This window comes from Bacillus sp. JJ664 (assembly GCF_036962205.1).
Classification (GTDB): domain Bacteria; phylum Bacillota; class Bacilli; order Bacillales; family Bacillaceae_G; genus Gottfriedia.
In genome coordinates, this window is the sequence record NZ_JBALMS010000050.1 from 49,118 (window position 1) to 75,093 (window position 25,976).

General features: G+C 32.8%; 23 protein-coding genes and 3 other annotated features. Of the genes, 16 read left to right on the top strand and 7 right to left on the bottom strand.

The features are described 5' to 3' along the window. Nucleotides 1-268: 268 nt before the first annotated feature. The 3 genes from V7056_RS09050 to mnmL form a co-directional block, all read right to left on the bottom strand. A complete protein-coding gene (locus V7056_RS09050) occupies nt 269-724 on the bottom strand; it encodes a hypothetical protein (RefSeq protein ID WP_499701215.1) in 456 nt (151 codons plus the stop codon). A 121-nt stretch (nt 725-845) separates the two neighbouring features. Continuing rightward, a complete protein-coding gene (mnmM, locus tag V7056_RS09055) occupies nt 846-1,421 on the bottom strand; it encodes a tRNA 5-(aminomethyl)-2-thiouridylate-methyltransferase MnmM (protein ID WP_499701217.1) in 576 nt (191 codons plus the stop codon). After that, a complete protein-coding gene (gene mnmL / locus V7056_RS09060; protein WP_499701219.1) occupies nt 1,418-2,380 on the bottom strand; it encodes a tRNA modification radical SAM protein MnmL/YtqA in 963 nt (320 codons plus the stop codon). The genes mnmM and mnmL overlap by 4 nt, the downstream gene beginning before the upstream one ends. Nucleotides 2,381-2,581: 201 nt before the next feature. Between mnmL and V7056_RS09065 the strand changes: the two genes are divergently transcribed. Both V7056_RS09065 and V7056_RS09070 read left to right on the top strand, forming a co-directional pair. Beyond that, nucleotides 2,582-2,845: a DUF2524 family protein gene (locus V7056_RS09065; RefSeq protein ID WP_499701306.1), complete on the top strand. Its 264-nt coding sequence runs from the start codon at nt 2,582-2,584 to the stop codon at nt 2,843-2,845. 65 nt (nt 2,846-2,910) lie between these two features. Beyond that, the gene (locus tag V7056_RS09070) at nt 2,911-3,057 is read left to right on the top strand and encodes a glycogen biosynthesis protein GlgD (RefSeq protein ID WP_142283130.1); all 147 of its coding nucleotides are present in this window, start codon (nt 2,911-2,913) and stop codon (nt 3,055-3,057) included. Between the two features lie 56 nt (nt 3,058-3,113). Here V7056_RS09070 and V7056_RS09075 read toward each other — a convergent pair whose 3' ends face one another. Then, on the bottom strand, nt 3,114-4,730 hold the full coding sequence (locus V7056_RS09075; RefSeq protein WP_499701221.1) for a cell shape-determining protein: 1,617 nt from the start codon (nt 4,728-4,730) through the stop codon (nt 3,114-3,116). A 178-nt stretch (nt 4,731-4,908) separates the two neighbouring features. Here V7056_RS09075 and V7056_RS09080 point away from each other — a divergent pair, with 178 nt between their 5' ends. The 4 genes from V7056_RS09080 to V7056_RS09095 all read left to right on the top strand — a co-directional run bounded on the left by V7056_RS09080 (nt 4,909) and on the right by V7056_RS09095 (nt 11,956). After that, the gene (locus V7056_RS09080) at nt 4,909-6,108 is read left to right on the top strand and encodes an MDR family MFS transporter (protein ID WP_499701223.1); all 1,200 of its coding nucleotides are present in this window, start codon (nt 4,909-4,911) and stop codon (nt 6,106-6,108) included. Nucleotides 6,109-6,172: 64 nt separating this feature from the next. Continuing rightward, nucleotides 6,173-6,390, top strand: a binding site (T-box leader). Between the two features lie 87 nt (nt 6,391-6,477). Further along, nucleotides 6,478-8,895 carry a leucine--tRNA ligase gene (gene leuS, locus V7056_RS09085; RefSeq protein WP_499701225.1) on the top strand — a complete coding sequence of 806 codons (2,418 nt, stop codon included), beginning with the start codon at nt 6,478-6,480 and terminating at the stop codon, nt 8,893-8,895. Nucleotides 8,896-9,077: 182 nt separating this feature from the next. Continuing rightward, nucleotides 9,078-9,312, top strand: a binding site (T-box leader). Between the two features lie 55 nt (nt 9,313-9,367). Then, nucleotides 9,368-9,598 (top strand) — a binding site (T-box leader). A 105-nt stretch (nt 9,599-9,703) separates the two neighbouring features. Next, a complete protein-coding gene (locus V7056_RS09090) occupies nt 9,704-11,053 on the top strand; it encodes an amino acid permease (RefSeq protein WP_499701227.1) in 1,350 nt (449 codons plus the stop codon). A 327-nt stretch (nt 11,054-11,380) separates the two neighbouring features. Further along, nucleotides 11,381-11,956 (top strand): YARHG domain-containing protein, encoded by a 576-nt coding sequence (locus V7056_RS09095; RefSeq protein WP_499701229.1) that lies wholly within the window; start codon nt 11,381-11,383, stop codon nt 11,954-11,956. A gap of 66 nt (nt 11,957-12,022) precedes the next feature. On the opposite strand, the gene V7056_RS09100 is transcribed toward V7056_RS09095, so the two are convergent. After that, nucleotides 12,023-13,162: a D-alanyl-D-alanine carboxypeptidase family protein gene (locus tag V7056_RS09100; RefSeq protein ID WP_499701231.1), complete on the bottom strand. Its 1,140-nt coding sequence runs from the start codon at nt 13,160-13,162 to the stop codon at nt 12,023-12,025. Between the two features lie 160 nt (nt 13,163-13,322). On the opposite strand from V7056_RS09100, the gene V7056_RS09105 reads away from it, so the two are divergent. The 4 genes from V7056_RS09105 (at nt 13,323) to V7056_RS09120 (ending at nt 16,917) form a co-directional block, all read left to right on the top strand. Then, nucleotides 13,323-13,619 carry a rhodanese-like domain-containing protein gene (locus V7056_RS09105; RefSeq protein WP_192603082.1) on the top strand — a complete coding sequence of 99 codons (297 nt, stop codon included), beginning with the start codon at nt 13,323-13,325 and terminating at the stop codon, nt 13,617-13,619. A 455-nt stretch (nt 13,620-14,074) separates the two neighbouring features. Then, a complete protein-coding gene (locus tag V7056_RS09110) occupies nt 14,075-15,976 on the top strand; it encodes an endonuclease MutS2 (protein WP_499701233.1) in 1,902 nt (633 codons plus the stop codon). Nucleotides 15,977-15,982: 6 nt separating this feature from the next. Next, entirely contained in the window at nt 15,983-16,525 is a 543-nt protein-coding gene (locus tag V7056_RS09115; RefSeq protein ID WP_499701235.1) for a GNAT family N-acetyltransferase, read from the top strand. 179 nt (nt 16,526-16,704) lie between these two features. Further along, on the top strand, nt 16,705-16,917 hold the full coding sequence (locus V7056_RS09120; RefSeq protein WP_158093307.1) for a DUF2553 family protein: 213 nt from the start codon (nt 16,705-16,707) through the stop codon (nt 16,915-16,917). 243 nt (nt 16,918-17,160) lie between these two features. Here the strand turns inward: V7056_RS09120 and V7056_RS09125 are convergent, their stop codons facing one another. Then, nucleotides 17,161-18,426 carry a BaiN/RdsA family NAD(P)/FAD-dependent oxidoreductase gene (locus V7056_RS09125; RefSeq protein ID WP_499701237.1) on the bottom strand — a complete coding sequence of 422 codons (1,266 nt, stop codon included), beginning with the start codon at nt 18,424-18,426 and terminating at the stop codon, nt 17,161-17,163. Between the two features lie 149 nt (nt 18,427-18,575). Here V7056_RS09125 and V7056_RS09130 point away from each other — a divergent pair, with 149 nt between their 5' ends. Next, nucleotides 18,576-20,192, top strand: coding sequence for a putative polysaccharide biosynthesis protein (locus V7056_RS09130; RefSeq protein WP_499701239.1), 1,617 nt, complete (start codon nt 18,576-18,578; stop codon nt 20,190-20,192). A gap of 210 nt (nt 20,193-20,402) precedes the next feature. After that, the gene (locus V7056_RS09135) at nt 20,403-21,125 is read left to right on the top strand and encodes a pseudouridine synthase (protein WP_499701241.1); all 723 of its coding nucleotides are present in this window, start codon (nt 20,403-20,405) and stop codon (nt 21,123-21,125) included. Nucleotides 21,126-21,192: 67 nt separating this feature from the next. On the opposite strand, the gene V7056_RS09140 is transcribed toward V7056_RS09135, so the two are convergent. Continuing rightward, complete coding sequence (locus V7056_RS09140) at nt 21,193-21,393, bottom strand: DeoR family transcriptional regulator (RefSeq protein WP_371870385.1); 201 nt, start codon at nt 21,391-21,393, stop codon at nt 21,193-21,195. Between the two features lie 307 nt (nt 21,394-21,700). On the opposite strand from V7056_RS09140, the gene pepV reads away from it, so the two are divergent. The 4 genes from pepV to V7056_RS09160 all read left to right on the top strand — a co-directional run bounded on the left by pepV (nt 21,701) and on the right by V7056_RS09160 (nt 25,973). Beyond that, nucleotides 21,701-23,104: a dipeptidase PepV gene (gene pepV, locus V7056_RS09145; RefSeq protein WP_499701243.1), complete on the top strand. Its 1,404-nt coding sequence runs from the start codon at nt 21,701-21,703 to the stop codon at nt 23,102-23,104. Between the two features lie 107 nt (nt 23,105-23,211). After that, nucleotides 23,212-24,393, top strand: a complete 1,182-nt coding sequence (locus V7056_RS09150) for an MFS transporter (RefSeq protein ID WP_499701245.1) — start codon at nt 23,212-23,214, stop codon at nt 24,391-24,393. Next, nucleotides 24,393-24,950: an RNA 2',3'-cyclic phosphodiesterase gene (gene thpR, locus V7056_RS09155; protein ID WP_499701247.1), complete on the top strand. Its 558-nt coding sequence runs from the start codon at nt 24,393-24,395 to the stop codon at nt 24,948-24,950. Before V7056_RS09150 ends, thpR begins: the two co-directional genes overlap by 1 nt. Before the next feature lie 21 nt (nt 24,951-24,971). Continuing rightward, nucleotides 24,972-25,973: an NERD domain-containing protein gene (locus V7056_RS09160; protein ID WP_499701249.1), complete on the top strand. Its 1,002-nt coding sequence runs from the start codon at nt 24,972-24,974 to the stop codon at nt 25,971-25,973. Nucleotides 25,974-25,976: the final 3 nt, after the last annotated feature.

A 25,976-nucleotide genomic window follows, 5' to 3' on the forward strand; every position in this document is an offset into this window, starting at 1 on the left:
AAGTAATATTTGAGTAGTAACTGGACATGTCGAAAAAGGTCGAAAAATACTTAAGTATATAAAGGCTAAATGAAGTGGCTAAATAATTGAAAATGCGAGGCAATGATATTAAAGAGTAATTAAATATGGAGGTAGTTAACAATAAATGGATTTAGGATGCTTTATTAAATTTTTGTTCGCAGCATTACAAAATTAAATTTATCATGGTCTTTTCAAATGATACAAGAAAAGCATATCTTCAAAACAATATTGAAGATATGCTTTATGATTAGTTTTTTGGTGCAAATCTAGTAAAAAGATCTTCATGAACTCTTTTCATTTCATTATGAAATTGTTCATGATCAATATTATATTTACTTAATAAATCTTTAAATGATTTATTTTCCTTTTTAGCTGCGATAATATTTTCCATTGGTTGGTTTGACAGTTTAGAAACAACAGCTACAAAGATCAGTTTTTTCATTTCAATCTTTTGATCATTTACAAGTTTATTCACATTAGCTTCTGGTTGATTAACATAATTAGAGATATATTTAACAACTTCTTTTTTATGCTTATTTAACAGTTCATGATGCTTATTGTCATGATGATGTGGGTGTCCATGATGTTGTGGTTCATTATGTTTAGGATTAAATTTAGACCAATCAACTTCTTGTGCACCTACTGAAATCGTACCAAAAGTTAAAGCACTTACCATTGCACTAGCTAGAATCAATTTTTTCATTCTAAAAACTCCTTTTCATATTATTATTTTTTTAGAGTGCCCAACTTTTTAAGAAAAATTTACCAAAAATAAAAATTACATAAAAAAACTGTCTAGTAATAAAACTAGACAGTTTGAGAAGTTAACCTCTTTTTTCAATTGCAACGATAAAAGGTGGATTGTTTGCTTGATTTAAAAACCGATATGTTAATACATGTGCGTGATCCTGTGGAATATTTTGAACATAGTCCATCAATGTATCTTTTTCAATTTCTCCACCTTCATGACCATGATAGATCACTACAACGATTATTCCTTCTGGTGCCATTATTTCAAGAATTTGATCAATCGCAGAAATTGTTGATGAGGGGACAGTGACAATTGTTTTATCACTACCAGGTAAATAACCTAAGTTAAAAATTGCACCCTTTACTTTTCCATGTAAATGATTTGGTACCTCATTTTGTACATGGGAATGACTATTTTGAATGAGTGTCACTTGATTAGATAAATTGTATTTTTGAATACGTTCAGTCGTATTTTGTATCGCTAACTCTTGGATATCAAATCCATAAACATGTCCCGTTTCTCCAACTAAATTAGCTAAAAAAGCTGTATCATGACCATTACCGATTGTTGCATCTATGGCAATATCTCCTTCTTTTACAGCTAATTGAAGAAGTTTTCGAGCATAGGGTAGAATTCGTTCTAAAATCATGTTAATTGTACTCGATTTTTTGCAAATTTACCTTGCCAGCTATTACGACGCTCAAATTCACGATCAATCGCATTTAATACTTCCCATTTTTTCAAGCTCCACATTGGTCCAATTAATAAATCAGGTGGGCCGTCACCGGTAATTCGATGAACAATTACATCACTTGGAATGATCTCTAACTGATCAACGACTAACTTGATATAATCATCAAAGTCCATAAATTCAACTAGACCTTTTTCATATTGTTTCATCATCGCTGTTCCTTTTAAAAGATGAAGTAAGTGAATTTTAATTCCTTGAATATCAAGTTTTGCTACTTCAAGAGCAGTTTCCATCATCATTTCAGGTGTTTCAAGTGGTAAGCCATTAATAATATGTGAACAAATACGGATATTATGCTTTCGTAATTTCTCGACACCTTCAACATAAGTTTTGTAGTCATGAGCTCGGTTGATAATATTTGCTGTTTTTTCATGAACTGTTTGTAATCCAAGCTCAACCCATAAATACGTTCTTTTATTTAAATCAGCTAAATATTCTACAACATCATCTGGTAAACAATCAGGTCTTGTTGCGATGGATAGACCTACAACGCCTTCTTGTTCTAAAATTGGTTCGAATTTTTGTTTTAGAACTTCTACTGGGGCATGCGTATTTGTATAGGCTTGGAAATATCCTAAATACTTTCCAGTTTGCCATTTTTCATGCATTCTATCTTTGATTTTATGGAACTGGGTAACAACATCTTCCGCACGGTTACCTGCGAAATCACCTGACCCAGAAGCACTACAAAAAGTACAACCACCGAACGCAACAGTACCATCTCTGTTTGGGCAATCAAAGCCAGCATCAATGGAAACTTTAAATACTTTTTCGCCGAATTGCTGTCTTAAATGATAATTCCACGAATGATATCTTTTATGATCTATTGTATATGGAAAAGGATTATTATTTGTCATTTCCTCATCCCTCCCTTAATTTAAGTCACTATTCTCGATTTTATCACGCTCGCATTAGAAAACCAAATGGAAAAACCTCTCTTTACTGTAAACAAATTTTTGTACTTTGTTTGCTTGCTTGGGAGACACTATCCTTTAGGTAGCCAAAAAGCCGCCCAAATATATTACTTTGTAAAGTCTGAAGGAGGAATTATTTTGCCAATAACAGATCGCGCATTCGGACAAGAACAAGTGAAGCAAGCAAAAGCTGCCTATGACTATGCAGTACTACAGTTAGAAGAAGGTATGAGACAGGAACATTTTAATGGGATAGAGTACTCAGATGCACAAATGCAGCTAGAGCAAGCTATTCAAAAGCTTGAGCAAGTAGAACGACTAGCAAACCTAGAAAACCGAGACGAATTTAATCGTTTACGCAGACAACTAGTCCAATTACAGCATCAAATGATCATAACTCCGCACTAAGTAGAGGGTGAAAACATATGCAAGAATACACTCGTGAATTTATGTATCTTGGGAGGAACTATAATATGGCAAAGAACCGATCAAAAAGTAATAATCCAGAACAAAAAACAAAAAACGCTACAATTACTGAGTTCTCAGGAGAACTTTCTGCTGTCGACAAAGTAAAACAAAGTAATGCAAAAAAAGGTCAACCGCAAAGATCTAAGCAGTAACTACAATGCATCAAGCACAAAAGAAACTGCCCTATTAGGGCAGTTTCTTTTATTAGTTACTGGATTGCTTTATTATCAAATGTTTTTGCTAAAATATAGCTTGTGTCACCAACTTTGATATATGAAATCTTTACGGGGTCGCCGATTTTTGTAAGTGCAATTTCACGTGAAATTTCTGTTGAAACAGAGAAAATCCTGCCGTCTTTCTCAAGCATTAAATCGTAAATACTTTCACCTTGTTTCAAGGTTAATCCGATTCGGCTAACTTTTCCTTCAATTTCCTGGTACATATCAGAATCCTTTAAGTTTGCAGAGGATCCTTTCATAGCTAATACCTCAATATAATTATTTAGCGTTGATTGGAGGGTATTTCCTGTACCTACAATATTGTAGTTTCTTACATTTACCATACTATACATTTTAATAAGGCCTTTTTTGTCTTTTAAAGCCATAAAATAAGTTGGTTCATTTTGTATATTAATTAATGTTGGATAGGTTGCATTATATCTAAATTGTTGGACTTTACCTTCTGCAGATGTCATTCCAGCCTTTTCAGTTGCTCCAGAAATTTTGTAGATTGTCGTGTGCCCAGTTCGGGTATCGATTAACGTAAAACCACTTAAGCTTTCATCTCTACCAACTGATGAAACGCCTGTATAGTAATACATCTTTCCATTATTCGTAATTGCTTTAATTCCTTCTGTAGTTGCAATTTTATCCCTGTCACTCCAGTTAAAGTAACCATGAATTAGCGTGCCCCAATCGTCAAAATGTTCGACAGCTGTATCAGCAGGGTACATGCGCTCAATCCAACTTGGTGCATTTTTTAAAGAATATTCTTTTGTAATACCCGTTTGAGCATCGATTACCATGACACCTGTAATTTCTTCTGCACCACCGATTTTATGATAATCAAATTTTGAAATAACCCAATATGGCTTCCCGTTATCATCAATTTCAAATGTATAGTCTTTTAAACCTGTATTTTTATTATGACGGAATGCATATCTCATTAAATCGTCACCAAAATAGGCACTATCTAAATAGCGTAAATGAATTTTCTTTCCATCTAAATTTGTAACTAATTTAACATCATCTGGATTACTGGCATTCACCATTAAATATCCTTTTGTACCAATTTTATTTTTATAGTATTTAAAGAATCCCGTATGTTCTAATGGACCAACGTAATACATGATTCCGTTTACTTCTTGAAGTGTTAAGTGGTTAATGTCTGATTGTGATCCTAGTGATGGAACCTCACCTAATTTTTTATCAGCCATGTTTAATGCTAATGAATGATCAACGATTGGAATTTGATCTAAATCAGCAACCTTCATATCTTTCACAAATTCTTTTTTCTCGACGTCACCAATCATATTTCGATAAGCGCTAGCATCACCAAGTCTTGAGTTCAAAACTATAAGGACGATGAATAGGATTATGGCGATCAGTGCTGCTCCAATTACGCTAACTTGCGCCTTGAAATTTTTAAAATCAATAATGAACAATACTGCTAAAATTGCAAATGGAATAATACTCATTAAACCAAATCCGATAAAACTAATCGTAGTATCATGTGGCAATAAGTTAAAATACTGCATGATAAAATAATAGACTACCGTCAAAATAATAAATGTAATGTATTTAGTCATTTTAAAAGATGATGCCATTCTATGACCTCTTTTCTTTCATTCTGAATTTAATCTTAACAGAATTTTTGAGTGTTGAATTAAGTATATTTTAAAAGGAAAAATATTCCCCAGTTTTTTTAGTTGAAAGGTTACATTTTCTCCTCTACAATAAATAAGTTATATAGAGAAAAAGGGTCGGCTTAAAGGGGAGTACAGAATGCCAAAAAAACTCTGGTTTTTATTAATAGGTATGATTTTAAACGTAACAGGAAATTCTTTTTTGTGGCCATTCAATGCGATATATATACATGAACATTTAGGAAAGTCCTTGTCAGTAGCAGGGCTTATTTTAATGTTTAACTCATTGGCTGGCGTTTTTGGTAATATGCTCGGCGGTTGGCTTTTTGACAAATTTGGGGGTTATAAGTCAATTTTAACAGGGATCATTATTACTTTTCTTTCAATATTAGGTTTAGTCATAAATCATTCTTGGTCATTTTATAGTTTTTTCTTAATCACATTAGGTTTCGGTGTGGGAATTGTCTTTCCATCTATGTATGCAATGGTCGGGGCTGCTTGGCCAGAGGGTGGACGTAAAGCATTTAATGCACTGTATGTTGCTCAAAACTTAGGTGTTGCAATCGGTACTGCTTTAGGAGGAATCGTAGCGGATTTCGATATCAATTATATTTTTACAGCTAATTTGATCTTATATATTATTTTCTTTTTTGTAGCAGCTATTGGATTTAGAAATATGGAAATAACAAAGGATGAAAAGGTAGTGGACAGTGTAGGGAAAGATAAGCCTAAGTTTTCTCTAACTCCATCAATGAAAGCTTTATTAATTGTTTGTTGTTCTTATGTTTTATGTTGGCTAGTGTATGTTCAGTGGCAGACGACAATTGCTTCAGAAATGTCTAATTTAAAAATTGGATTAACAAATTATAGTCTTCTTTGGACAGTAAATGGCGCGTTGATTGTTTTAGCTCAACCAATTGTATCAACGATTATTCGAAAATATGTTACAAGTATGAGAAAGCAAATGTTATTTGGAATTGGATTTTTTATTGCGTCCACAATTCTTGTCAGTACTGCAGAACAGTTTTCAATGTTTATGATTGGAATGATTATTTTAACAATTGGCGAAATGTTTGTATGGCCAGCAGTTCCAACAATTGCAAATATGCTTGCTCCAAAGGATAAGTTAGGAATGTATCAAGGGATCGTAAATAGTGCTGGTACGGTCGGGCGAATGATTGGTCCTTTACTTGGAGGGGCAGTAGTAGATACATTTAGTATGAAAATATTATTTATAGTATTGGTTTTCTTCTTAGTAATCAGTATGTTTTTTTCTGTACTGTATGAAAAATTTGCAAAAAAGGTTATGAATGCACAAGAACAAACTGTTGCTTCATAAAATAGGCAATGTATAATTGACCTTTTTCCTTGGTTATAATAAAATGGTATAAATTAAATCTAAATGATCGGCAATGATTGGGAATAGTAATGAAAGTGAAGAGGTTTAGAGAGTTGACGGCTGGTGAAAGTCAATCCCTTCTTTTCATGAACTCGCCCATAAGCCACATTTGTGAACGGTTTTTTACCAAGTAATGAATGTCGTGTTCCACGTTACGGAAACAAGTGAATGTATTTATACATTAATTTGGGTGGTACCGCGGGAAATCCTCTCGTCCCTTTTTGGGGCGGGAGGATTTTTTTATTTTCATAAAAAATACCTGCGATACTGTCAGCCGAGCCATTTAATCATTAAAAAGGAGGCAATAATATGAGTTTTAATCATCGTAATATTGAACAAAAATGGCAATCGTATTGGTTAGATAATAAAACATTTAAAACAACTGACGATACAAGCAAGCCAAAATTTTATGCACTAGATATGTTCCCATATCCATCTGGTGCGGGTCTTCACGTAGGTCATCCGGAAGGCTATACAGCAACAGATATTTTATCAAGAATGAAAAGAATGCAAGGGTATAATGTACTTCATCCAATGGGGTGGGATGCATTCGGATTACCTGCTGAGCAATATGCACTTGATACTGGAAATGATCCAGCTGAGTTTACGGAAAAAAATATCAATACATTTAGAAATCAAATTCAAGCTCTAGGTTTCTCTTATGATTGGGATCGAGAAGTAAATACAACTGATCCTAGTTACTATAAGTGGACACAATGGATTTTTTCAAGAATGGTTGAAAAAGGATTAGCGTATGTTGATGAAATTCCGGTAAACTGGTGTCCAGCACTTGGAACAGTTTTAGCAAATGAAGAAGTAATCGATGGGAAGAGTGAACGTGGAGGACATCCAGTTGAACGTCGTCCTATGAAACAATGGATTTTAAAAATTACTGCTTATGCAGACAGATTATTAGAAGATCTTGAAGAATTAGATTGGCCAGAAAGCTTAAAAGAAATGCAACGAAACTGGATTGGTCGTTCTGAAGGTGCTGAAGTTTACTTCAAAGTTGAAGGATACGATGAAAAAGTAACTGTATTTACTACTCGTCCAGACACATTATTCGGTGCAAGTTATTTAGTATTAGCTCCGGAACATGATCTAGTAAACAAAATTACAACAGCTGAGCAAAAAGATGCAGTTGAAGCATATATCGATTCAATCAAATCAAAAAGTGATTTAGAGCGTACAGATTTAGCTAAAGATAAAACTGGTGTATTTACAGGAGCTTATGCAGTGAACTCTGTAAACAATGAAAAGCTTCCAATTTGGATCGCTGACTATGTACTTGCAAGCTATGGTACTGGTGCAATTATGGCAGTACCTGGACATGACGAACGTGACCACGAGTTTGCAGTTCAATTTAACTTACCAATCGTTGAAGTAGTTGAAGGTGGAGATGTTCAAAAAGAAGCTTACACTGGCGATGGTAAACATGTTAACTCTGATTTCTTAAATGGTTTAAATAAAGAAGAAGCAATCGAAAAAATGTTAGAGTGGTTAGACTCTTCAAAAACTGGAGAGAAAAAAGTTACGTTTCGTTTAAGAGATTGGTTGTTCTCTCGTCAAAGATATTGGGGTGAACCGATTCCTGTTATTTTCTGGGAAGACGGTACAATGACAGTTGTTCCTGATGAAGAATTACCACTAATTCTACCAAAAACTGATGATATTCGCCCAAGCGGAACTGGTGAATCACCATTAGCAAATATTACAGAATGGGTAAATGTAGTTGATCCTGTTACAGGTAAAAAAGGGCGACGTGAAACAAATACAATGCCACAATGGGGTGGAAGCTGCTGGTATTACTTACGTTACATCGATCCTACAAATAATGAAGCGATTGCAGATACAGATTTATTAAAACACTGGTTACCAGTTGATGTTTATATCGGTGGAGCAGAGCACGCAGTACTTCACTTACTTTATGCTCGTTTCTGGCACAAATTCCTTTATGATTTAGGTGTCGTTCCTACTAAAGAACCTTTCCAAAAGTTATTTAACCAAGGAATGATCTTAGGTGAAAATAATGAAAAAATGTCCAAATCAAAAGGAAATGTCGTAAACCCAGATGATATCGTAGCAAGTCATGGTGCAGATACATTACGTTTATATGAAATGTTTATGGGACCGTTAGATGCTTCGATCGCTTGGTCAGAAAATGGATTAGATGGTTCACGACGTTTCCTAGATCGAGTATGGCGTTTATTTGTTTCTGATAACGATCAAATTTCAGATAAAGTTGTTGAAGGCATAACAGTAAGCAATCTTGAAAAAACTTATCACCAAACAGTGAAAAAAGTAACAGAAGACTTTGAAGGACTTCGTTTCAATACTGCTATTTCACAAATGATGGTATTCATAAATGAAGCTTACAAAGCTGAACAATTACCAAAAGATATGGTAGAAGGATTCATTAAATTGTTAGCTCCAGTTGCACCTCATATTGGTGAAGAAATTTGGAGTAAACTTGGTCACGCTGATTCAATCGCATATGCAACATGGCCAGCTTATGACGAAGCGAAATTAGTTGAAGATGAAATCGAAATCGTCGTACAAATCAATGGTAAAGTAAAAGCAAAATTACTAGTTGCTAAAGATGCTTCTCGCGAACAAATGGAGCAAATTGCACTTTCTGATGAAGCTGTAAAAGAGCAAGTTGAAGGAAAAACAGTACGCAAAATTATTGCTGTTCCTGGCAAGTTAGTAAATATCGTAGCTAACTAATATTTACAAAAAAAAGGACTGATCTTTATTGATCAGTCCTTTTTTCTCTGTTGATGTTAAGTGCATTCATGCATAGAAAAATATTATATCGAAATAAACCATTGACAGAATAGTAGAAAAGCATCTATAATACAAAACATACTTAATAAGGACCGTAGCTACGTCTTAGAAGTTAATAGAATAATTGAGCAATGAAGGGAATTTAAGTAGTGCTTATCTCACTGTTTTAGAGAGCTGATGGAAGGTGCAAATCAGTACAAAGATAAGAGTGAATTTCAATCCTGGAGCATTTTTTTCGAAATAAAGGGCTAATCTTTATAGAGGAAAAACGGTCAAATATGATCGTTAACAACGTCGAGAGGCAGGCTTAAGTATAGTCTGCAACTAGGGTGGTACCGCGAACTTTTCGTCCCTACTGATTTATTCAGTAGGGGCTTTTTTATTATTCGGAAATGCAAAACAATTAAATATAGAACGTGCAATGAAAGGAATTTAGTAATACTTATTTCAATGTTTCAGAGAGCTGATGGTTGGTGAGAATCAGTATAAAAGTAAGTATGAATTTCAATCCCGGAGCATCTTTTTCGAAATAAAAGGTAACTTTTATAAGGGGAAGACGGTCAATCGATCGTTAATAAAGTTAAGAGGCAGATGATTATTAGTCTGCAATTAGGGTGGTACCACGGTGTAAATCGTCCCTGTCGTTAATGACAGGGGCGATTTTTTTATTTGAAAAAGCATAATCGACTAAATTAAATTTATGAAATGAATAATTGATAGATTAATAAGATATGAAGGAGATATTATCATGGAATTACAGAAAAGTTTATTACCACGTCATATACGTTTAATGGCACTCGGAGGAGCAATTGGTACAGGGATATTTAAAGGAACGTCTGAAACGGTATCAATAGCGGGGCCAGCGGTTATTTTTTCATACTTATTTGCAGGCTTATTGCTGCTTGTTGTTATGAGTGCAATTGCGGAGATGGCTATTGCATACCCAGGATTAAATATGAAAGGGTTCATTCGTAAAGCATTTGGTAAAAAAGTGTCATTTGTGATTGGCTGGTTATACTGTTTCATGTGGTTAGTAGTATGTGTCATTGAAGTAATTGCTGCAGGAAGCTTTCTACAGTATTGGTTCCCTTCAATGTCTTTGTGGTCATTAAGCTTTATAAGTGCTATTTTCATAGTTGCAATTAATTTAATGAATGTTAAGAGATACGGAGAATTTGAATTTTGGTTTGCAGGTATTAAAGTTACGATGATTGTTTTATTTATTGTTTTAGGTGCAGGAATATTATTTGGAATCATACCGAGTAATGATACGAATTATATGCAAAATTATATTCAATACGACGGATTCTTCCCACATGGCTGGTCAGGCGTATTTTCAGCTCTATTAATCGTCATTTTTTCATACGGTGGTTCGGAACTAATCGGATTAACATTAACTGAAACTAAAGATGCTGATAAAGTGCTACCTAAAGTCATTAAAGGTGTAATTTGGAGAATAGTGATTTTCTATACACTTCCAATTCTAATCATTTGTGGTTTAATCCCATGGAATGAAATTGGTAATCAAGCAAGTCCATTTGTTCAAGTGTTATCAACAGTTGGCTTTAATGGTTCAGCTCATATTATGAACTTTGTTTTAATTACAGCTGTTTTATCTGCAGCAAACTCTGGTATTTATGGATGTACACGTATGTTGTTTTCTTTAGCTTCAGAAGGAGAAGCACCAAAAATATTTTCACAAGTTTCTAAGAACGGCGTCCCACTATATGGTGTTATCTTGAGTGCAATTATTCTTGTAGGCGGTACATTTGTTGCTTACTTCTCACCAGATCGTGTTTTTGGATATTTAATGGCAATACCTGGATTTACGGTATCCTTAGTATGGATTAGCATCTGTTTAGCACAACTAAAATTACGCAAAACATATGCTGCAATGCCTCATTTTAAAGTATGGGGATTTCCTTACATCACTTCATTTACAGCAATTGCATTAATTATCAGCTGTGTGGCATTTGCATTTAGTGAACAAAATCGCGTAAGTATTATGGTTTGTTTAGGGATTTTAATCTTCTTAATACTTGGCGCAATGATTGTAGATAAGAAGGATAAAGACCAGCATCTTACAATAACGAAATAAGTAGAATAAAAGAAAAATAGTTGTTACGGCAGCTATTTTTTCTATTTAATGTAAACCGTATTACTTGGATTTCCATTACGAATTCACCTTACCTCTAATGCAGCCATAGCAAGCATTAGGGGTATTTATTTTGTATTCAAACGACTTCAAAACCTTCTCATTATTTGGTAAAGTAAGTTTTTCTTTCAAAATTAATCTTTATTTTATAGATTTTTCAATTGTATTAATAAACTATTAAACTTTAATTAAATCAACAAAAATGAGTTAAAAAGGGGTGATAATGTTTTTGGTCTACTTATTTAATTTTAGATCAGAGGAGTGAATGAAGTGGCTAAAAATAAATACATAAATGAAAATAGTCGCGCGGATAAAAGAAAATTACAAAGAAATGTTGAAGGAAATTGGAATCAAAGATATTTATCTATATTCATAACAATTGCTGGTGTTATCATACTAGGGGCTACGGCTATTTTTTATGTTTATCCAAAGATTATGATGGATGGGAATACAACGAAAAAAAGTGTTTCTACAGAGGAAGCTAAAGTAGTTAAGAAAGAAGAAAAGAAAGAAGAAACCTCTGAAAAAACATCTCAACAAAAAGCTGAAAAACCGACTAATCATCAAACGAAGATAGTAGAAAAGAAGCCAATCTCAAAAGGTTATATTTTACCAGAAAGTAACACGATCAAATTAACTGACGAAGTACTAGGGAATCTGTCCACAAATGAGTTAAGTATAGCGAGAAATGAAATCTATGCGAGACACGGTTATATTTTTAAGTCGAGTGATTTAAATAAATATTTCTCAACTAAGTCTTGGTATAATCCAGATCCAACATATAATGGTGCTTTAAATGAAACTGAAAAATATAATATTAACTTTATTAAATCTAAGGAGAAATAAAAATATTATATTAAGAATCCAGACAAACGAAAACAAGACCACTTAAGTGGTCTTGTTTTTTTATATCTAGTATGAACTAGCTTGTGTACTCGCAGGTATGATGAGACCATCCCCGTTAAATGTATAGGCGTTTGAGGACACGAAATTTGTTTGTTTCATTTTTTTACTTTTTAGATAAACTTCGACACGTCCTAAGTTTTGTAGTGGTAAGATTCCAGTAGAAAAAAGATTCTCGTAATTTAATGGAGCTAGAATGACCTTTGTTTTAAAGCTTGCTGATGAAAAAGCTGTAGGTATAACAATGTCTGATTGTACTTTTCCTTCAATTTGTTGGTTTAAAACTGTTAAATTCGTCTTCCATGTTGATCGATCTACAAGTTTGATATTTTTAACTTTGCTAAAGGCATATTGGTCTAATAGCTTTATATCATTTGCATATTTATCTTTATCCGAACGGAGAACAACATGAATTAAAGTGATGTTGTTTTTCTTGTTTGCTTGAATCAATGTATTTTTGGCTGCATTTGTATAGCCAGTTTTTGCGGCTAGAAAGTTTGGATTACTATAAATTGGGCTGGACTTTGTTAAAAGTACTTTTTGACGAGATGTTTTTACGTAAGTTTTCGTTAGGCTCATGGCTTTTACCATTAAAGGTTGTTTAATGGCTACTCTTGTAATCATGGCTAAATCATATGCCGTAGTTTTGTGAGTTGAATTTGGTAAACCACTTGCATTTGTAAAATGAGAGTTAGTTGCGCCAAGCTCCTTCGCTCTTTTGTTCATTAATTCAGCAAACTTTGAGACACTACCACTTATTCGCTGACCAATTGCATAAGCTATATTATTATTACTATTGAGCATTAATATTTTTAGTGCTTCATCTCTAGTAATTTTTTCACCTGATTTAAAAATGATTTGGTCATTGCTTCGTTCTTCTTGTAAACTTCTGCTTGTCATTGTAATTGTATCGGTAGGTTTTAGTTTTTCTAATAAGAGTAATCCAGTTAAAACCTTCGTCGTACTAGCAGGGAAATCTCTATAGTTTCCTTTTTTGGAATAAACAACCTCGCCAGTTTCAGCAACAATGGTAATTGCTTTATTACTATATACTGTAGGTGTCTTAATGGAGGCTTGAGTTGAGGGCGTTGGCAGAATTGTTGCCAGGATAAAAATTGTTGCAAAAAACAATAGTAACTTCTTACTCATTTTTCTCTCCTTGAAATTAACAGATTTGTTCAAAATTTATTAAAGTATATCATATATTGTTTATCGTTAAAAACAAACATATCTTGTTAAATAATCATACATTTTGCATAGATTATAAGAACTTGTTAAGATTGTGTCATATAATAAGGAGGAATGAGTAATGAATTCTATTTCTGCAAATGAAGTAAAAGATCGCCTAGATGCAGGTGAGACTCTTTTTTTAGTAGATGTTCGTGAAGATTATGAAGTACAACATGGGAAAATCCCTGAAGCAATACATATTCCAATGGGAGAAATACCAAGTAAATTAGATGTATTTAATAAGGAAATGGAATATATTTTCATTTGTAAAGCTGGAGTAAGAAGCGAAAATGTGTGTGAATATTTAACAGAGCTTGGTTATAAAGCAATCAACATGGAAGGTGGAATGATGGCTTGGGAAGGTGAATTAGATTAACAAAGAATTCAACTTTACTTTTCATTTTCCACATAGTATGATTATTTCAATTAGTTAGATTTCAATGAAAAACACTATAAAATAAATAATAGAGGTGCTTTTGTGAGTGCGGTAGGTTCTAAATAGGAAAAATTTAATGAAATAAGCATGATGTAAAGGGGATTTTTGTATATAAACACCCCTTAGTTTTGTCATGATTTATTTCTCAATACCTATGAAGATACCTACGATACTTTATAAAGCGTGTAACCATGTTAGAATAACTCTATCCTTTTTTGAGTTAGTTTATTTTAATTAGTTGCACATGCCTTGTAATGTAAAGAAAGCTGCGGTATCTCCGCAGCTTTTTTATGTTTATTTTAAAAAGGTGAAAGCTAAATACAAAACTCATTGGGATCTAATGAGTAGGTATCTTCATTTATGATCAAAAAAAGACATGGTGAGGAGAATAGAAATTGAACGAGATGACTTACGAAAAGTTACAATATAATGATTTAAAGGATATGATTAAATCCTATTGTGTTAGTGGATTAGGTAAGCAATTGATTGATAAATTGGAACCTAGCTCAAACATCAAGGTAGTTAAAAATCGTTTAAACGAGACAACGGAAGCAAGAGCGATCTTAGATGCAGAGGGTCATGTACCATTTTTAGGTGTTTCAAATATAGAAAATATGATCAATAATCTTGAAAAAGGCTTGATTCTTGATCCAAGTGATTTAGTTAGCATATCGGATTTTTTAAGAGGATGTAGGAAAATTAAAAAGTTCATGCTTGAAAAAGTCTTTTTTGCGCCAGTTTTAGCATCTTATGCGAACTCAATGACTGAATTTAAAAAAGTAGAAGAGGAAATTAACTTTTCAATAAAAGGAAGCATGGTTGATTCAGCTGCTAGTAAGGAATTAAGACGGATAAGAAGCAATATTGAAACTGTTGAGGAGAAAATTAAAGAGCGTTTAAATAAATTTTTAAATAGTAGTGCGAATAAGAAATATATACAAGATTTCTTTATTAGCAAGAAGGATGATCGTTTTACAATTCCAATTAAAGCTTCATTTAAAAACCAAGTAGCAGGAACTGTTGTTGAAGCTTCTTCTAAGGGATCAACCGTTTTTATGGAATTAAATACAGTTACTAAATTAAATGGAGAACTCTCAATTTTAAAAGCTGAAGAAGCAATGGAAGAATACCAAATTCTAGCTACTCTATCGGGAATGGTTTTAGAGAATATTTATCAGATTAATATTAATATGGAATTGATTAGTCAGTATGATATGGTGTTTGCAAAAGCGAAATTTAGCAAACATATTGGAGGCATTGAGCCACAGTTAAACGATTATGGATATATAAAATTAGTGAACTGTAAACATCCCCTTTTATCAGGAGATGTTGTACCTCTTAACTTTGAAATCGGAACAAATTATAGGAGTTTAATTATTACAGGACCGAATGCTGGTGGGAAAACAATTGTTTTAAAAACTATAGGATTAATCACATTGGCAACAATGTCAGGTTTTCACGTGTATGCAGGCAAGGAAACTGAAATCTCGGTATTTGAAAATATCTTTGTGGATATTGGTGATAATCAAAGTATTGAAAATGCGCTAAGCACATTTTCATCTCATATGAAAAACCTGTCTGAAATCATGAAAGCCTCAAATAATAGTACACTTTTATTATTTGATGAGATTGGAAGTGGAACTGAACCGAATGAAGGTGCTGCCCTTGCCATTTCAATTTTAGAAGAGTTTTATCAAATGGGATGTATTACGATCGCGACCACTCATTATGGTGAAATCAAACGTTTTTCAGAAATGCATAGTGATTTTATGAATGCAGCAATGAGATTTAATAATGAAACATTAGAGCCACTATATAAATTAATGATTGGAAAATCTGGTGAAAGTAATGCATTATGGATTTCGAGGAAAATGGACATACGTGAAAAAATACTACTAAGAGCAAAGGAATATATGGAAAATAAAGCGTACCATTTAGATAGAGTAAATGAAAGTAAGCTACGAAAACCTAAAGTCATTAAAGAAAAGGTAGAAGTGAAGAACATCTTCCATAAAGGAGATCGTGTAAAATTACTAGACTACGATCAATTCGGAATAATATATAAAGAAATAGATAATTTTCATAATGTTATCGTGTATTTTAATGGAGGATTAATTGAAGTAAATGATAAGCGAATTTCATTAGAAGTTAAAGCAACGGAATTATATCCAGAAGGGTATGATTTGGATACATTGTTTATTGACTATAAAACAAGAAAAATGGAGCATGATATCGAACGTGGTTCAAAAAAAGCACTCCGAAAAATTCAAAAAGAAATCAGAAAGAATAAAGAGTGAGGTTATATGGATTTTATCATAAGACAAGAGCATACGAATGATTATCTTGAAACAGAAGATGTTGTAAGGAAAGCATTTTTGAATGAAACATTTAGTGATAAAACTGAACATAAACTTGTTAGTAGAATTAGAAGGTCAGATGCATTTATTCCAGCGCTTTCATTAGTAGCTGAAAAGAATCAAGAAATAGTTGGGCATGTTCTGTTATCGAAAATTACGATAGTGAATGATGAAAATATTGTAAATTCCTTAGCATTAGCGCCCGTTTCTGTTGACCCAAAGTATCAGAAAAAAGGTATAGGTCATAAGTTAATTTCTAATGTATTAAAAAAGGCAGTCGATCTAGGTTATGAATCAGTTATTGTTTTAGGGCATAAAGATTATTATCCAAAATTTGGTTTTAAGCCAGCACATTTATGGAATATAAATGCGCCATTTGAGGTTCCAAGTGATGTATTTATGATTTTAGAATTAACTGAAAGTGCACTTGAAAAAGTTCAAGGCGTTGTGGTTTATTCGAAAGCATTTTTTGAAGAGGATTTTTCGTAAACTCCAGCGTTTGAATCATATTTATGTTAGTGAATCAATGTAAAATAGACAGCTCCTTAAAAAAAAGGGCTGTCTATTTTTTATTAAAACGATTAACAATTAGAGTTTCAGCATATATTGTAATAATACCTCATATATTCTTCATTGAGGTCTGCATAGTTAGAAAGGAGGGGGTTGATTTGCCAAAATCATTGAAAGTTGATATTACGGATAAAGTGATTGGGAAGTTTAAGGATGGATATATAGAATTGTATTCCTCTAAATATTTAATTGGGAAATTCTTTTTTAAAGAAATGGAACAGACTTTCCAATTGGCAGAAGGATATGTCGAAGAGGACGGTAGATTTTATTTATTGATTAATTTGCATCATGAACCATCTAATGTACGCTGAAAGACCTTAATTTAGGGACGGTGAATTTGTGTTAAAGACAAAAAAATATGACGAAGAGCATGAGATACCTTTCGCAAAATCGCTGGTAAAGTTATTAATAATAAACAAAAAAATAGAGAAGTATTACGCTAAAAATATATTAGTCATATTAAATGAAAGTAGATGTGATCAAATCTTATGCTTTTCAAAATATAGGACCAAACGAAAAAATGGTATTCGTTCGGTCCTTTGTTTATAAATAGATTAAAAAGTAGCATATTCAGCAGCAGATGCACCAGCTAGTCTACCTGTTACAAATGCAGCAGTAATATTATATCCACCAGTATAGCCGTGAATATCTAATAATTCTCCACAAAAATATAATCCATTCATTAATTTTGAAGACATTTCTTTTGGGTGAACTTCTTTCGTTGATACCCCGCCACCAGTAACGAAAGCTTTTTCTATTGATAGCGTACCATTAACGACAAATGAAAAGCCTTTAAACGATTGGACAAGCTCTCTAATTTTAAGCGTACTAATTTCATTGCATGGCGATGATTCGTCTATCCCATTTTTTGCTAATAAAAATAATAAGTAACGTTCAGGTGCCATACCTTTTAAAACATTTTTAATCGCTTTTTTGGGTTCATTCTTTACAATTTTCATTGTTTCTTGGAATAAATTTTCTTCATTTTGTTCTGGGAATATATCGATCGCCATTGTTACATTTTTTGTATTGAATTTTTGTTGCACTTTATACACAAATTGGCTACAACGTAGAGCTGCCGGACCAGAAATACCAAAATGAGTAAAAAGCATGTCCATCTTATGTGAGATTACTTTTTTACCTTTCGGATTTAAAACGCTTAATTCAATATCTCTTAACGCTAAACCTTGTAAAGTTTTACGTTGAATGAAATCCTCAGAGGAAGTAATTGGAACTTCAGTCGGGAATAATTCTGTAATCGTGTGCCCAGCTTTTTTTGCCCATGCATAGCCATCTCCAGTAGAACCGGTATGTGGAACTGATTTGCCTCCTACAGCCAAAACTACGCTTTTCGTGTTAATAACTGTACGATCATTTAACAAAATCCCTACAACTTTACCATTTTCATATAGTACGTCTTTAACAGTTCTATTGATTTGAATATCAACATGATGTTTTTTTAACTTTTGAAGTAATGCTTCAAGAACAGATTTGGAATCGTTAGAAACAGGGAACATTCTTCCGTGATCTTCTTCTTTTAACGCAACCCCCATGTTTTCAAAAAACTGAATAATATCTTCATTATTATAAATTGAAAAGGCACTAAATAAAAAACGTCCGTTTCCAGGAATATGCTTAATAACTTCTTCAACAGGCAAACGATTTGTTACGTTACAACGACCACCACCTGAAATAAGTAGCTTTTGCCCAAGTTTACTTCCTTTTTCAAGCAAAAGTACTTTTGCCTTTTTTTCAGCGGCACTAATGGCAGCCATTAATCCAGACGTGCCACCACCTATTACAATTACATCATAGTTCATTTTTTCACTACTTTCATTACAAATTGTTTCATAAAGCATAACATTATTTCAAATAAGCTCCAACTTCTTACCTATTTTTAATTTTTTCTTTTTATATGAATATGGTAAGATAGATTAGTTAGTTTGATCGAATTAGTAGGAGGCAGTTTATGTCAGATTCAAAATTGCTACGTGGTACCTTTATTTTAACTGCTGGAACTTTTTTTATAAAATTTTTAGGGATGATTTATACATTCCCATTTTTTGCATTAGTTGGTACACAAGGTTCTGCATTATATAATTATGGTTATGTTCCATATACATTATTCATTAGTATCGCAACTGCAGGTGTTCCTTTAGCAGTAGCGAAGTTCGTTTCAAAGTATAATGCAATAGAAGAATATGAAACAAGTAGACGATTATTTCACGCTAGTCAACTACTATTAATATGTACAGGTTTTTTAGCATTCCTAGTTTTATATTGTATCGCTCCACTTATTGCACCATTGATGCTTCCAAAGGATACGCATGGAAATAGTGTTGAAGATGTAGTGGGGGTAATAAGGATTGTTAGTACAGCTTTAATATTTGTGCCTTCTCAAAGTTTATATAGAGGATTTTTCCAAGGGCATCAGTCTATGGGACCAACAACTGTCTCACAATTATTTGAACAAGTAGTTAGAATTGTATTTACTTTAGTAGGAAGTTACTTAATTCTGAAGGTTTTTGGTGGTACAATTACCCAAGCAATTGGATTATCTACTTTTGCAGCTACTTTAGGTGCAATTGGAGGATTATTAATTCTATTTTGGTATTGGAAAAAAAGAAAGACTCATTTAGACGAATTACTTCCGAAATCAAAAGGAAATATCAATCCTACCAATATGGAAATGTTTAAAGAATTATTTTCATATTCGATTCCGTATGTATTTGTTGGGTTAGCAATCCCTTTATATCAGCTTATTGATCAGTTTACATATAATCGTACAATGGAATCGATTGGTTTAAAACCAATTGCGGAAACAACATACGTAATGTTTTCATTCACAAGTCACAAATTAGTTATGATACCTGTTTCTCTTGCGACAGCATTTGGATTAACATTAGTGCCCGCAATCACAGAAGCATATGTAAATAAAAATTATAAAAAATTACATAGTCAAATCACGCAAACATTCCAGGTCGTGTTTTTTTTAACACTACCAGCAGTCGTTGGTATTTCGGTTTTAGCAGAACCAATGTATAGCGCATTCTATGAAAAGAGTCAACTTGGTGGAATAATCCTAGGTTTCTACGCACCGGTTGCATTACTATATTCACTATTTACAGTTAATGTTGCAATTTTGCAAGGAATAGACAAGCAAAGATATGCAATTAAAGGACTAATATGGGGAGTAGTCATAAAAATCGCTCTGAACGTACCTTTAATTCATTTGTTTCAAACAAAAGGTGCGATTTTAGCAACAGCATTGGGCTATATGTTTTCTATCGGCTATAATTTCTATTATATTAAAAAACATGCAAATTTTTCTTTCAATAGGGTATTAAGACGAATTCTATTTATGATTTTACTGTCAGGTATAATGGCAGGTGCAGTATTTATAGTTGAACAATTTTTAGGTATATGGTTCACATATAATGATGGCAGACTAGTTTCAATGATTTTAGTTTTAATTGGAGCTGCTGTTGGTGCAGTTGTTTATTTAGGAGTTGCATATAAATTAAACTTATTTGAAATTATATTAGGAACTAGACTGACAAATCGCTTATTTAAAAGAGGAAAATGAGGATAATTCACATATTGTGAACCATTTGAAGAAAATGGTTCACTTTTTTTAAATTAGTTTTGTTAGAAAAGAGTGTTGAGGTATCATATAATCAACTCGTATTCCAAAAACGATGCTCTCCTTTAGGAGTAGCGGTATAGGTGAGACCCACTGGCAGAGTTCGCTGTTAAGGTAGCCTTTAACAAAATAAGAAAGACAAGGTGTAAAATCATGAGAATCGATAAAATATTAGCAAACATGGGTTATGGTAGTCGAAAAGAAGTAAAAGGTTTATTAAAAAAAGGTGTTGTGAAAATAGGAGATCATATTGTTAAAAGTCCAAAGGAACATGTCGATTTAGACAAACAAGTGGTCTCTGTAAATGGTGAAGTTGTAGAGTATAAAGAGTATGTTTATTTAATGATGAATAAACCACCAGGTGTTATTTCTTCGACTGAAGACTCAGAGCATGAAACGGTGATCGGATTACTAGAATATGAAGATATTATATTTGATCCATTTCCTGTAGGTCGTCTTGATAAAGATACTGAAGGATTATTATTAATTACTAATGATGGACAATTGGCCCATCAATTACTTTCACCTAAAAAGCATGTACCAAAGAAATATTATGCTACAATTGATGGAATTGTTACTGAAGAGGATATTAAAGCATTTGAACAAGGTGTAACACTTGATGATGGTTATGAAACAAAACCTGGTTACTTAACAATCTTAAAATCAGATCAAGAATCTGAGATTGAGCTGATCATCATGGAAGGTAAATTCCATCAAGTAAAAAGAATGTTTGAAGCGGTAGGCAAGACAGTAACTTATTTAAAGAGATTAGAAATGGGACCGTTAAAGTTAGATGAAACCTTGGAGTTAGGTGAATATAGAGAATTAACAGATGAGGAACTTGAATTACTACGATCAGTAAATGAAGACAAATAACGAAAAAAAACACGTATCTTGATTAGACGTCAGACCAATCAAGATACGTGTTTTTTTTTACGTTTTTTTAAGAGGTTGCTTTTACTTTTTTTCCTGTTACGGCCCACTTTCCCCTACTCGGACTATAAACTAGATTATTAAACTCTAAAATGTTTAAATCTCGTTGGATTGTTCTAGGTGTTATACCAAACTCCTCCACTAGGTCTTTTGTAGAAACGGTACCATTTTCACTAATATACATGTAGATGGCTTTAATACGAGTTAGCATTCGAGAAGTTCCAGAATTCAAAAAACCACTCCTTTTACCGCTAGATTGATCTCATAACAGGTTGAAAAATATTTTACTAGATTAAGCTATATTTTCATTGTACTCTTTTTCAGAAGATTCATAACAAAATTTATGAAAATTATACAAAAATTTAATGAAAATTTGTGCAAACGTAATCACTAAATGAGTTTCAGGTAATATATTCTACAAAGATTGTCATAATCCTTCTTTTTTCGTTCCAATTATAAAGAAATTATGATTAAATTTTAGAAGATGATAGAATATCTACATATAAGGAGGTTTTTTTATGACACAAATTAATTGGATGGAAGAAGTCTTAAAACGAAAAGACGATTTTCTAAATCAAACGATTGAGTTATTGAATATCGAAAGCGTTTACGATGAATCAACTATTACAAAAGAAGCACCAATGGGTAAAGGGATCGACGAAGCTCTTACATACATGTTAAACCTAGGTGAAAAAGATGGATTTACACCAAAAAATGTAGATGGATATGCTGGTCATTTAGAAATGGGTAGCGGTGAAGAGTTAGTAGGTATTCTTTGTCACTTAGATGTAGTACCTGCAGGAGACGGTTGGTCACACGATCCTTTTGATGCAATTATTAGAGATGGAAATATTTATGCTCGTGGTGCAATCGATGATAAGGGACCAACAATGGCTGCTTATTATGCGATGAAAATTGTGAAGGAATTAGGTTTACCGATTAATAAGCGTGTTCGTATGATCTTAGGGACTGATGAAGAAAGTCAATGGCGTTGTGTGGATCACTACTTTGAAAAAGAAGAAATGCCAACAATGGGCTTTGCACCTGACGCAGATTTCCCAATCATTTATGCTGAAAAAGGTATTTTAGATATTCAATTTAACCAAGATCTATCTAATGAAAACACTGAGAGTGAATATAAATTAATTTCATTTGCTTCAGGTAGACGTGTAAATATGGTGCCTGACCATGCGAAAGCGATCATTTCAGGACCAAAATTTGATGTAGACGCTTTTAATCGTCATATAAAAGAATTAGGTTGTAAACCTAGCATGAGCGAAGAAAATGGTTATCAAGTTCTTACAGTAGAAGGCGTATCTGTTCACGGTATGGAACCTGACAAAGGGAAAAACGCTGGTATTGCATTAGCAAGCTTTTTAAATCAGTTTGGAATGAACCAACATGCAGAAAACTTTATCAAATTTATTGTTGAAAACTTTAAAGGTGACTCACGTGGTAAAAATCTTGGGGTTGCATATAGTGATGATATAACTGGTGATTTAACAATCAATCTTGGAATTATGCAATATGAAGATCAAAAAGGTGGAACTTTTGGTTGTACTTTACGTTATCCAGTAACGACTGAAATTGATTCAGTTATCTCAACGCTTACTACTAGTGGTAACAAATATGGATTTGAATTTAAAGAATTAAAAAATTCAAAACCACATCATGTACCACAGGATCATCCATTAATTCAAACTTTACAAAAAGTTTATGAAGAGCAAACTGGTGAAGAAGCTACTTTATTAACAATAGGTGGAGGTACATATGCACGTTCTCTAAGTGCAGGTGTTGCATTTGGACCACTATTCTTAGGTAAGCCAGAAGTAGCTCATCAAAAAGATGAATATGCTGAAATTGAAGATTTATTAAAAGCAACTGCAATTTACGCACAAGCAATCGCTGAATTAGTAAAATAATAATAGAAAGGGAAAGTAAGTTAAATACTTTCCCTTTTTCAACATGTTTAATAGTTAAAGTCTTTGGAGAGACTTTGCGTTTACAGATAATTGAGAGGAAAATGATTTTGAACAATATACGTGAAAAAAGTATTATTTACATATTTATGGCTTATTATTTTTGTTTGTTTTTTGCAATTGGATCTCTAGGACCTTTACTTTCTTCTTATTTTAAAACTGTATTGGGTCTATCTACCTCACAAATAGGGTTATTAATGTCACTAACACCAATCGTCGCCATATTTTCACAACCATTATGGGGAATGATCAGTGACTATACTCAAAATCCTAAAAAAATGCTACTTATTGCTCAAATATCCACGATTGCAATAGCTCTTTTCTATTCAACAATCACATCATTTGGCATGCTTTTATTTATCGTTATCGCACTTTCATTAACGCAAAGTGCATTAATTCCATTATCAGATAGCATTGCACTCAATTATGTCCAAAAAATAGGTGGAAACTACGGTGCCATTCGTTTATTTGGATCAATTGGATTTGCAATTGCAGTGTTATTTTCAGGGCGTCTTGCAGAAATCTATAGCTTATTAATCATATTTTATATATTTTCATTTTTAATATTAGTTGGTTTGTGTATCACATTTTTCTTACCTAAATCGGTTCCAACGAATCATAGAGAATCAATAGTGAAAGGTTTACCAGTTTTACTTTCTAAAAAGAACTTTTTGCTATTCTTAGTTTTTGTATTTGTTGTATTTGGTCCAATCAGTGCAAATAATACTTACTTTGGTTTATATATTCAATCAATAGGTGGCACATTAACAGGAGTAGGAATTGCTTTTTTAATTTCAGCTGGAAGTGAAGCGCCGTTTATGCCGATCGCTAAAAAGTTAATTGCTAAATATGGTATCTATAATATTTTAACTTTGACAGCAATTGTTTCTGCATTGAGATGGTTTATTTACTTTACGAATCCTCCGTTAATCATTGTATTTTTATCTTGTTTATCACAAGGTTTAACAGTTGGACTTTTTATCCCAGCTGCATTGCAATATACAAGAGAGCAAGCACCGGAATCATTAAAGGCGACTGCGGTTACAATTTATGCAGGATTAGGATTAGGTTTAGGTGAATGGTTTTGCACGTTTATCAGTGGATTTTTATCAGAAGCATTTTCACTAAAAGCAATTTATGTTTTATTTGGCGTATTAAGTTTAATAGGTGTTGGAATAATGCAATATATTAAAAAAGATTCAACGATTAGTGCGAAGAAGGAGATTGCATAGTGAGCGAACATTTATTTCTTGCGGTACCTTTACCGATGCAAATAAAAGAGAAGTTGAGTCGATTTTCTAAAAGCTGGTACGGTCAATTACCTTTTAAAAAATGGACACATCAAGACGACTTTCACATTACTTTGTCATTTTTAGGTCCAGTTACATATACAAAAAGTAATGAACTTGTGAAACAATTACAGGAAGAACTGAAAAACTTTAATTGCTTTTCACTCGAATTACAAAACCTTGGTATATTTGGAAAGCCTAAACAACCACGCGTGTGGTGGTGCGGCGTAAATAAAAGTAATGAACTAGTAGAGTGCCAAAAAAGAGTAAGTAAAGCATGTGAAACAGTTGGTTTTACAATCGAGAAAAGACCCTATAGTCCTCATATTACCCTTGCTAAGAAATTCAACGACCATTTTAAAAAGGAGTTTGAGGTTCCTTTAATATGGGATGAAAATAATATAGAATTTGATGTTAACGAAATTGTGTTATATAAAATTCATCCATCGAAACAACCGAGTTATGAACCGATTGAAATGATAAAGTTATTGAAAGATTAATGACCAAAGGGGAAACAAAGTATGGCTCAGCTAATAAAATTACTAGATTATCCATCACGATATGAAGCAGATATCTACCACTATCCAAGTCAATACGTTCTATTAAAAAGAGAGCATTGGGAGAAGATTAAAGGGGCATGGCAATCCAACAATTGGGAATTTATAGACGAAGAAAATAATTCTCAAATTCAAATTGAAGATTTAGATCCGATAAAAGTAAATGATTATATTGAGGAAGAAAAATCCCTTCTTTCAAAAATTTTAAGTAAAGTAAGAAGACGAAAAAATATTGAGCCAGATACTCTTGAACAAGAGGAATCACAAATCCAAGAAGATAGCATGAGCTCTATTTTAGATATTTTTAAAGTAGCTAATGAGTATTTTTCAGAGGATGAGTTAAAACAAAAATTTTTAGACGAGCTTTTTGATTTTCAATTAAAATGGGCATCTTCTATTGATTTAGATCAAAATGAAGCCGGTCGTAAAATACGTTATGATGAAACACTAAAATATTTTTTACAATCGTTTCCGGATAATCTGCTTGTGATGTATCGTCCTGTTTTATATATTGGCAAGGCACCAATCGAATTAGAAATACTCATTATTGGACCTATTGATACGTATTGTATTTCAGTTGTAAAAGGTGATGAACACCATGTGACGATTGCTGATAAAGGAAACTTTTGGTTACAAAAAGTTTTAAAGCATGAAAAGAAAATTGTGAATCCAATGTTCGGTTTAAATAGAATGGGAAAATTAATAAAACAAATCTACTTAAAAAATAATATTGAGAGTACAGTGCATAAAATATTGTTAACGACAAATGGTTTTATTGATTATCAACAGCCACCTAAAGATATCCAAATTATAGACAGAAGAAATTATCAACAATGGCATGAAGGCATTCTAAAAAAATCCTCACCAATCAAATTAAGACAATTAAAAGCTGCTAAGTCCGTTTTAGCTCTTTGTGAATATACTAATCATATCGACTTAATGAATGAAGAGTCAGAGAAAGAGTAAAGT

What these genes read in the sequence shown, in the direction of transcription:
- mnmM (WP_499701217.1), bottom strand. Translation starts at nt 1,421, where the DNA reads ATGATTTTAGAACGAATTCTACCCTATGCTCGAAAACTTCTTCAATTA.
- V7056_RS09115 (WP_499701235.1), top strand. Translation starts at nt 15,983, where the DNA reads ATGGATTTTATCATAAGACAAGAGCATACGAATGATTATCTTGAAACA.
- V7056_RS09105 (WP_192603082.1), top strand. Translation starts at nt 13,323, where the DNA reads ATGAATTCTATTTCTGCAAATGAAGTAAAAGATCGCCTAGATGCAGGT.
- V7056_RS09135 (WP_499701241.1), top strand. Translation starts at nt 20,403, where the DNA reads ATGAGAATCGATAAAATATTAGCAAACATGGGTTATGGTAGTCGAAAA.
- V7056_RS09050 (WP_499701215.1), bottom strand. Translation starts at nt 724, where the DNA reads ATGAAAAAATTGATTCTAGCTAGTGCAATGGTAAGTGCTTTAACTTTT.
- V7056_RS09090 (WP_499701227.1), top strand. Translation starts at nt 9,704, where the DNA reads ATGGAATTACAGAAAAGTTTATTACCACGTCATATACGTTTAATGGCA.
- V7056_RS09140 (WP_371870385.1), bottom strand. Translation starts at nt 21,393, where the DNA reads ATGCTAACTCGTATTAAAGCCATCTACATGTATATTAGTGAAAATGGT.
- leuS (WP_499701225.1), top strand. Translation starts at nt 6,478, where the DNA reads ATGAGTTTTAATCATCGTAATATTGAACAAAAATGGCAATCGTATTGG.
- V7056_RS09075 (WP_499701221.1), bottom strand. Translation starts at nt 4,730, where the DNA reads ATGGCATCATCTTTTAAAATGACTAAATACATTACATTTATTATTTTG.
- V7056_RS09100 (WP_499701231.1), bottom strand. Translation starts at nt 13,162, where the DNA reads ATGAGTAAGAAGTTACTATTGTTTTTTGCAACAATTTTTATCCTGGCA.
- V7056_RS09070 (WP_142283130.1), top strand. Translation starts at nt 2,911, where the DNA reads ATGGCAAAGAACCGATCAAAAAGTAATAATCCAGAACAAAAAACAAAA.
- V7056_RS09125 (WP_499701237.1), bottom strand. Translation starts at nt 18,426, where the DNA reads ATGAACTATGATGTAATTGTAATAGGTGGTGGCACGTCTGGATTAATG.
- pepV (WP_499701243.1), top strand. Translation starts at nt 21,701, where the DNA reads ATGACACAAATTAATTGGATGGAAGAAGTCTTAAAACGAAAAGACGAT.
- V7056_RS09160 (WP_499701249.1), top strand. Translation starts at nt 24,972, where the DNA reads ATGGCTCAGCTAATAAAATTACTAGATTATCCATCACGATATGAAGCA.
- V7056_RS09130 (WP_499701239.1), top strand. Translation starts at nt 18,576, where the DNA reads ATGTCAGATTCAAAATTGCTACGTGGTACCTTTATTTTAACTGCTGGA.
- mnmL (WP_499701219.1), bottom strand. Translation starts at nt 2,380, where the DNA reads ATGACAAATAATAATCCTTTTCCATATACAATAGATCATAAAAGATAT.
- V7056_RS09080 (WP_499701223.1), top strand. Translation starts at nt 4,909, where the DNA reads ATGCCAAAAAAACTCTGGTTTTTATTAATAGGTATGATTTTAAACGTA.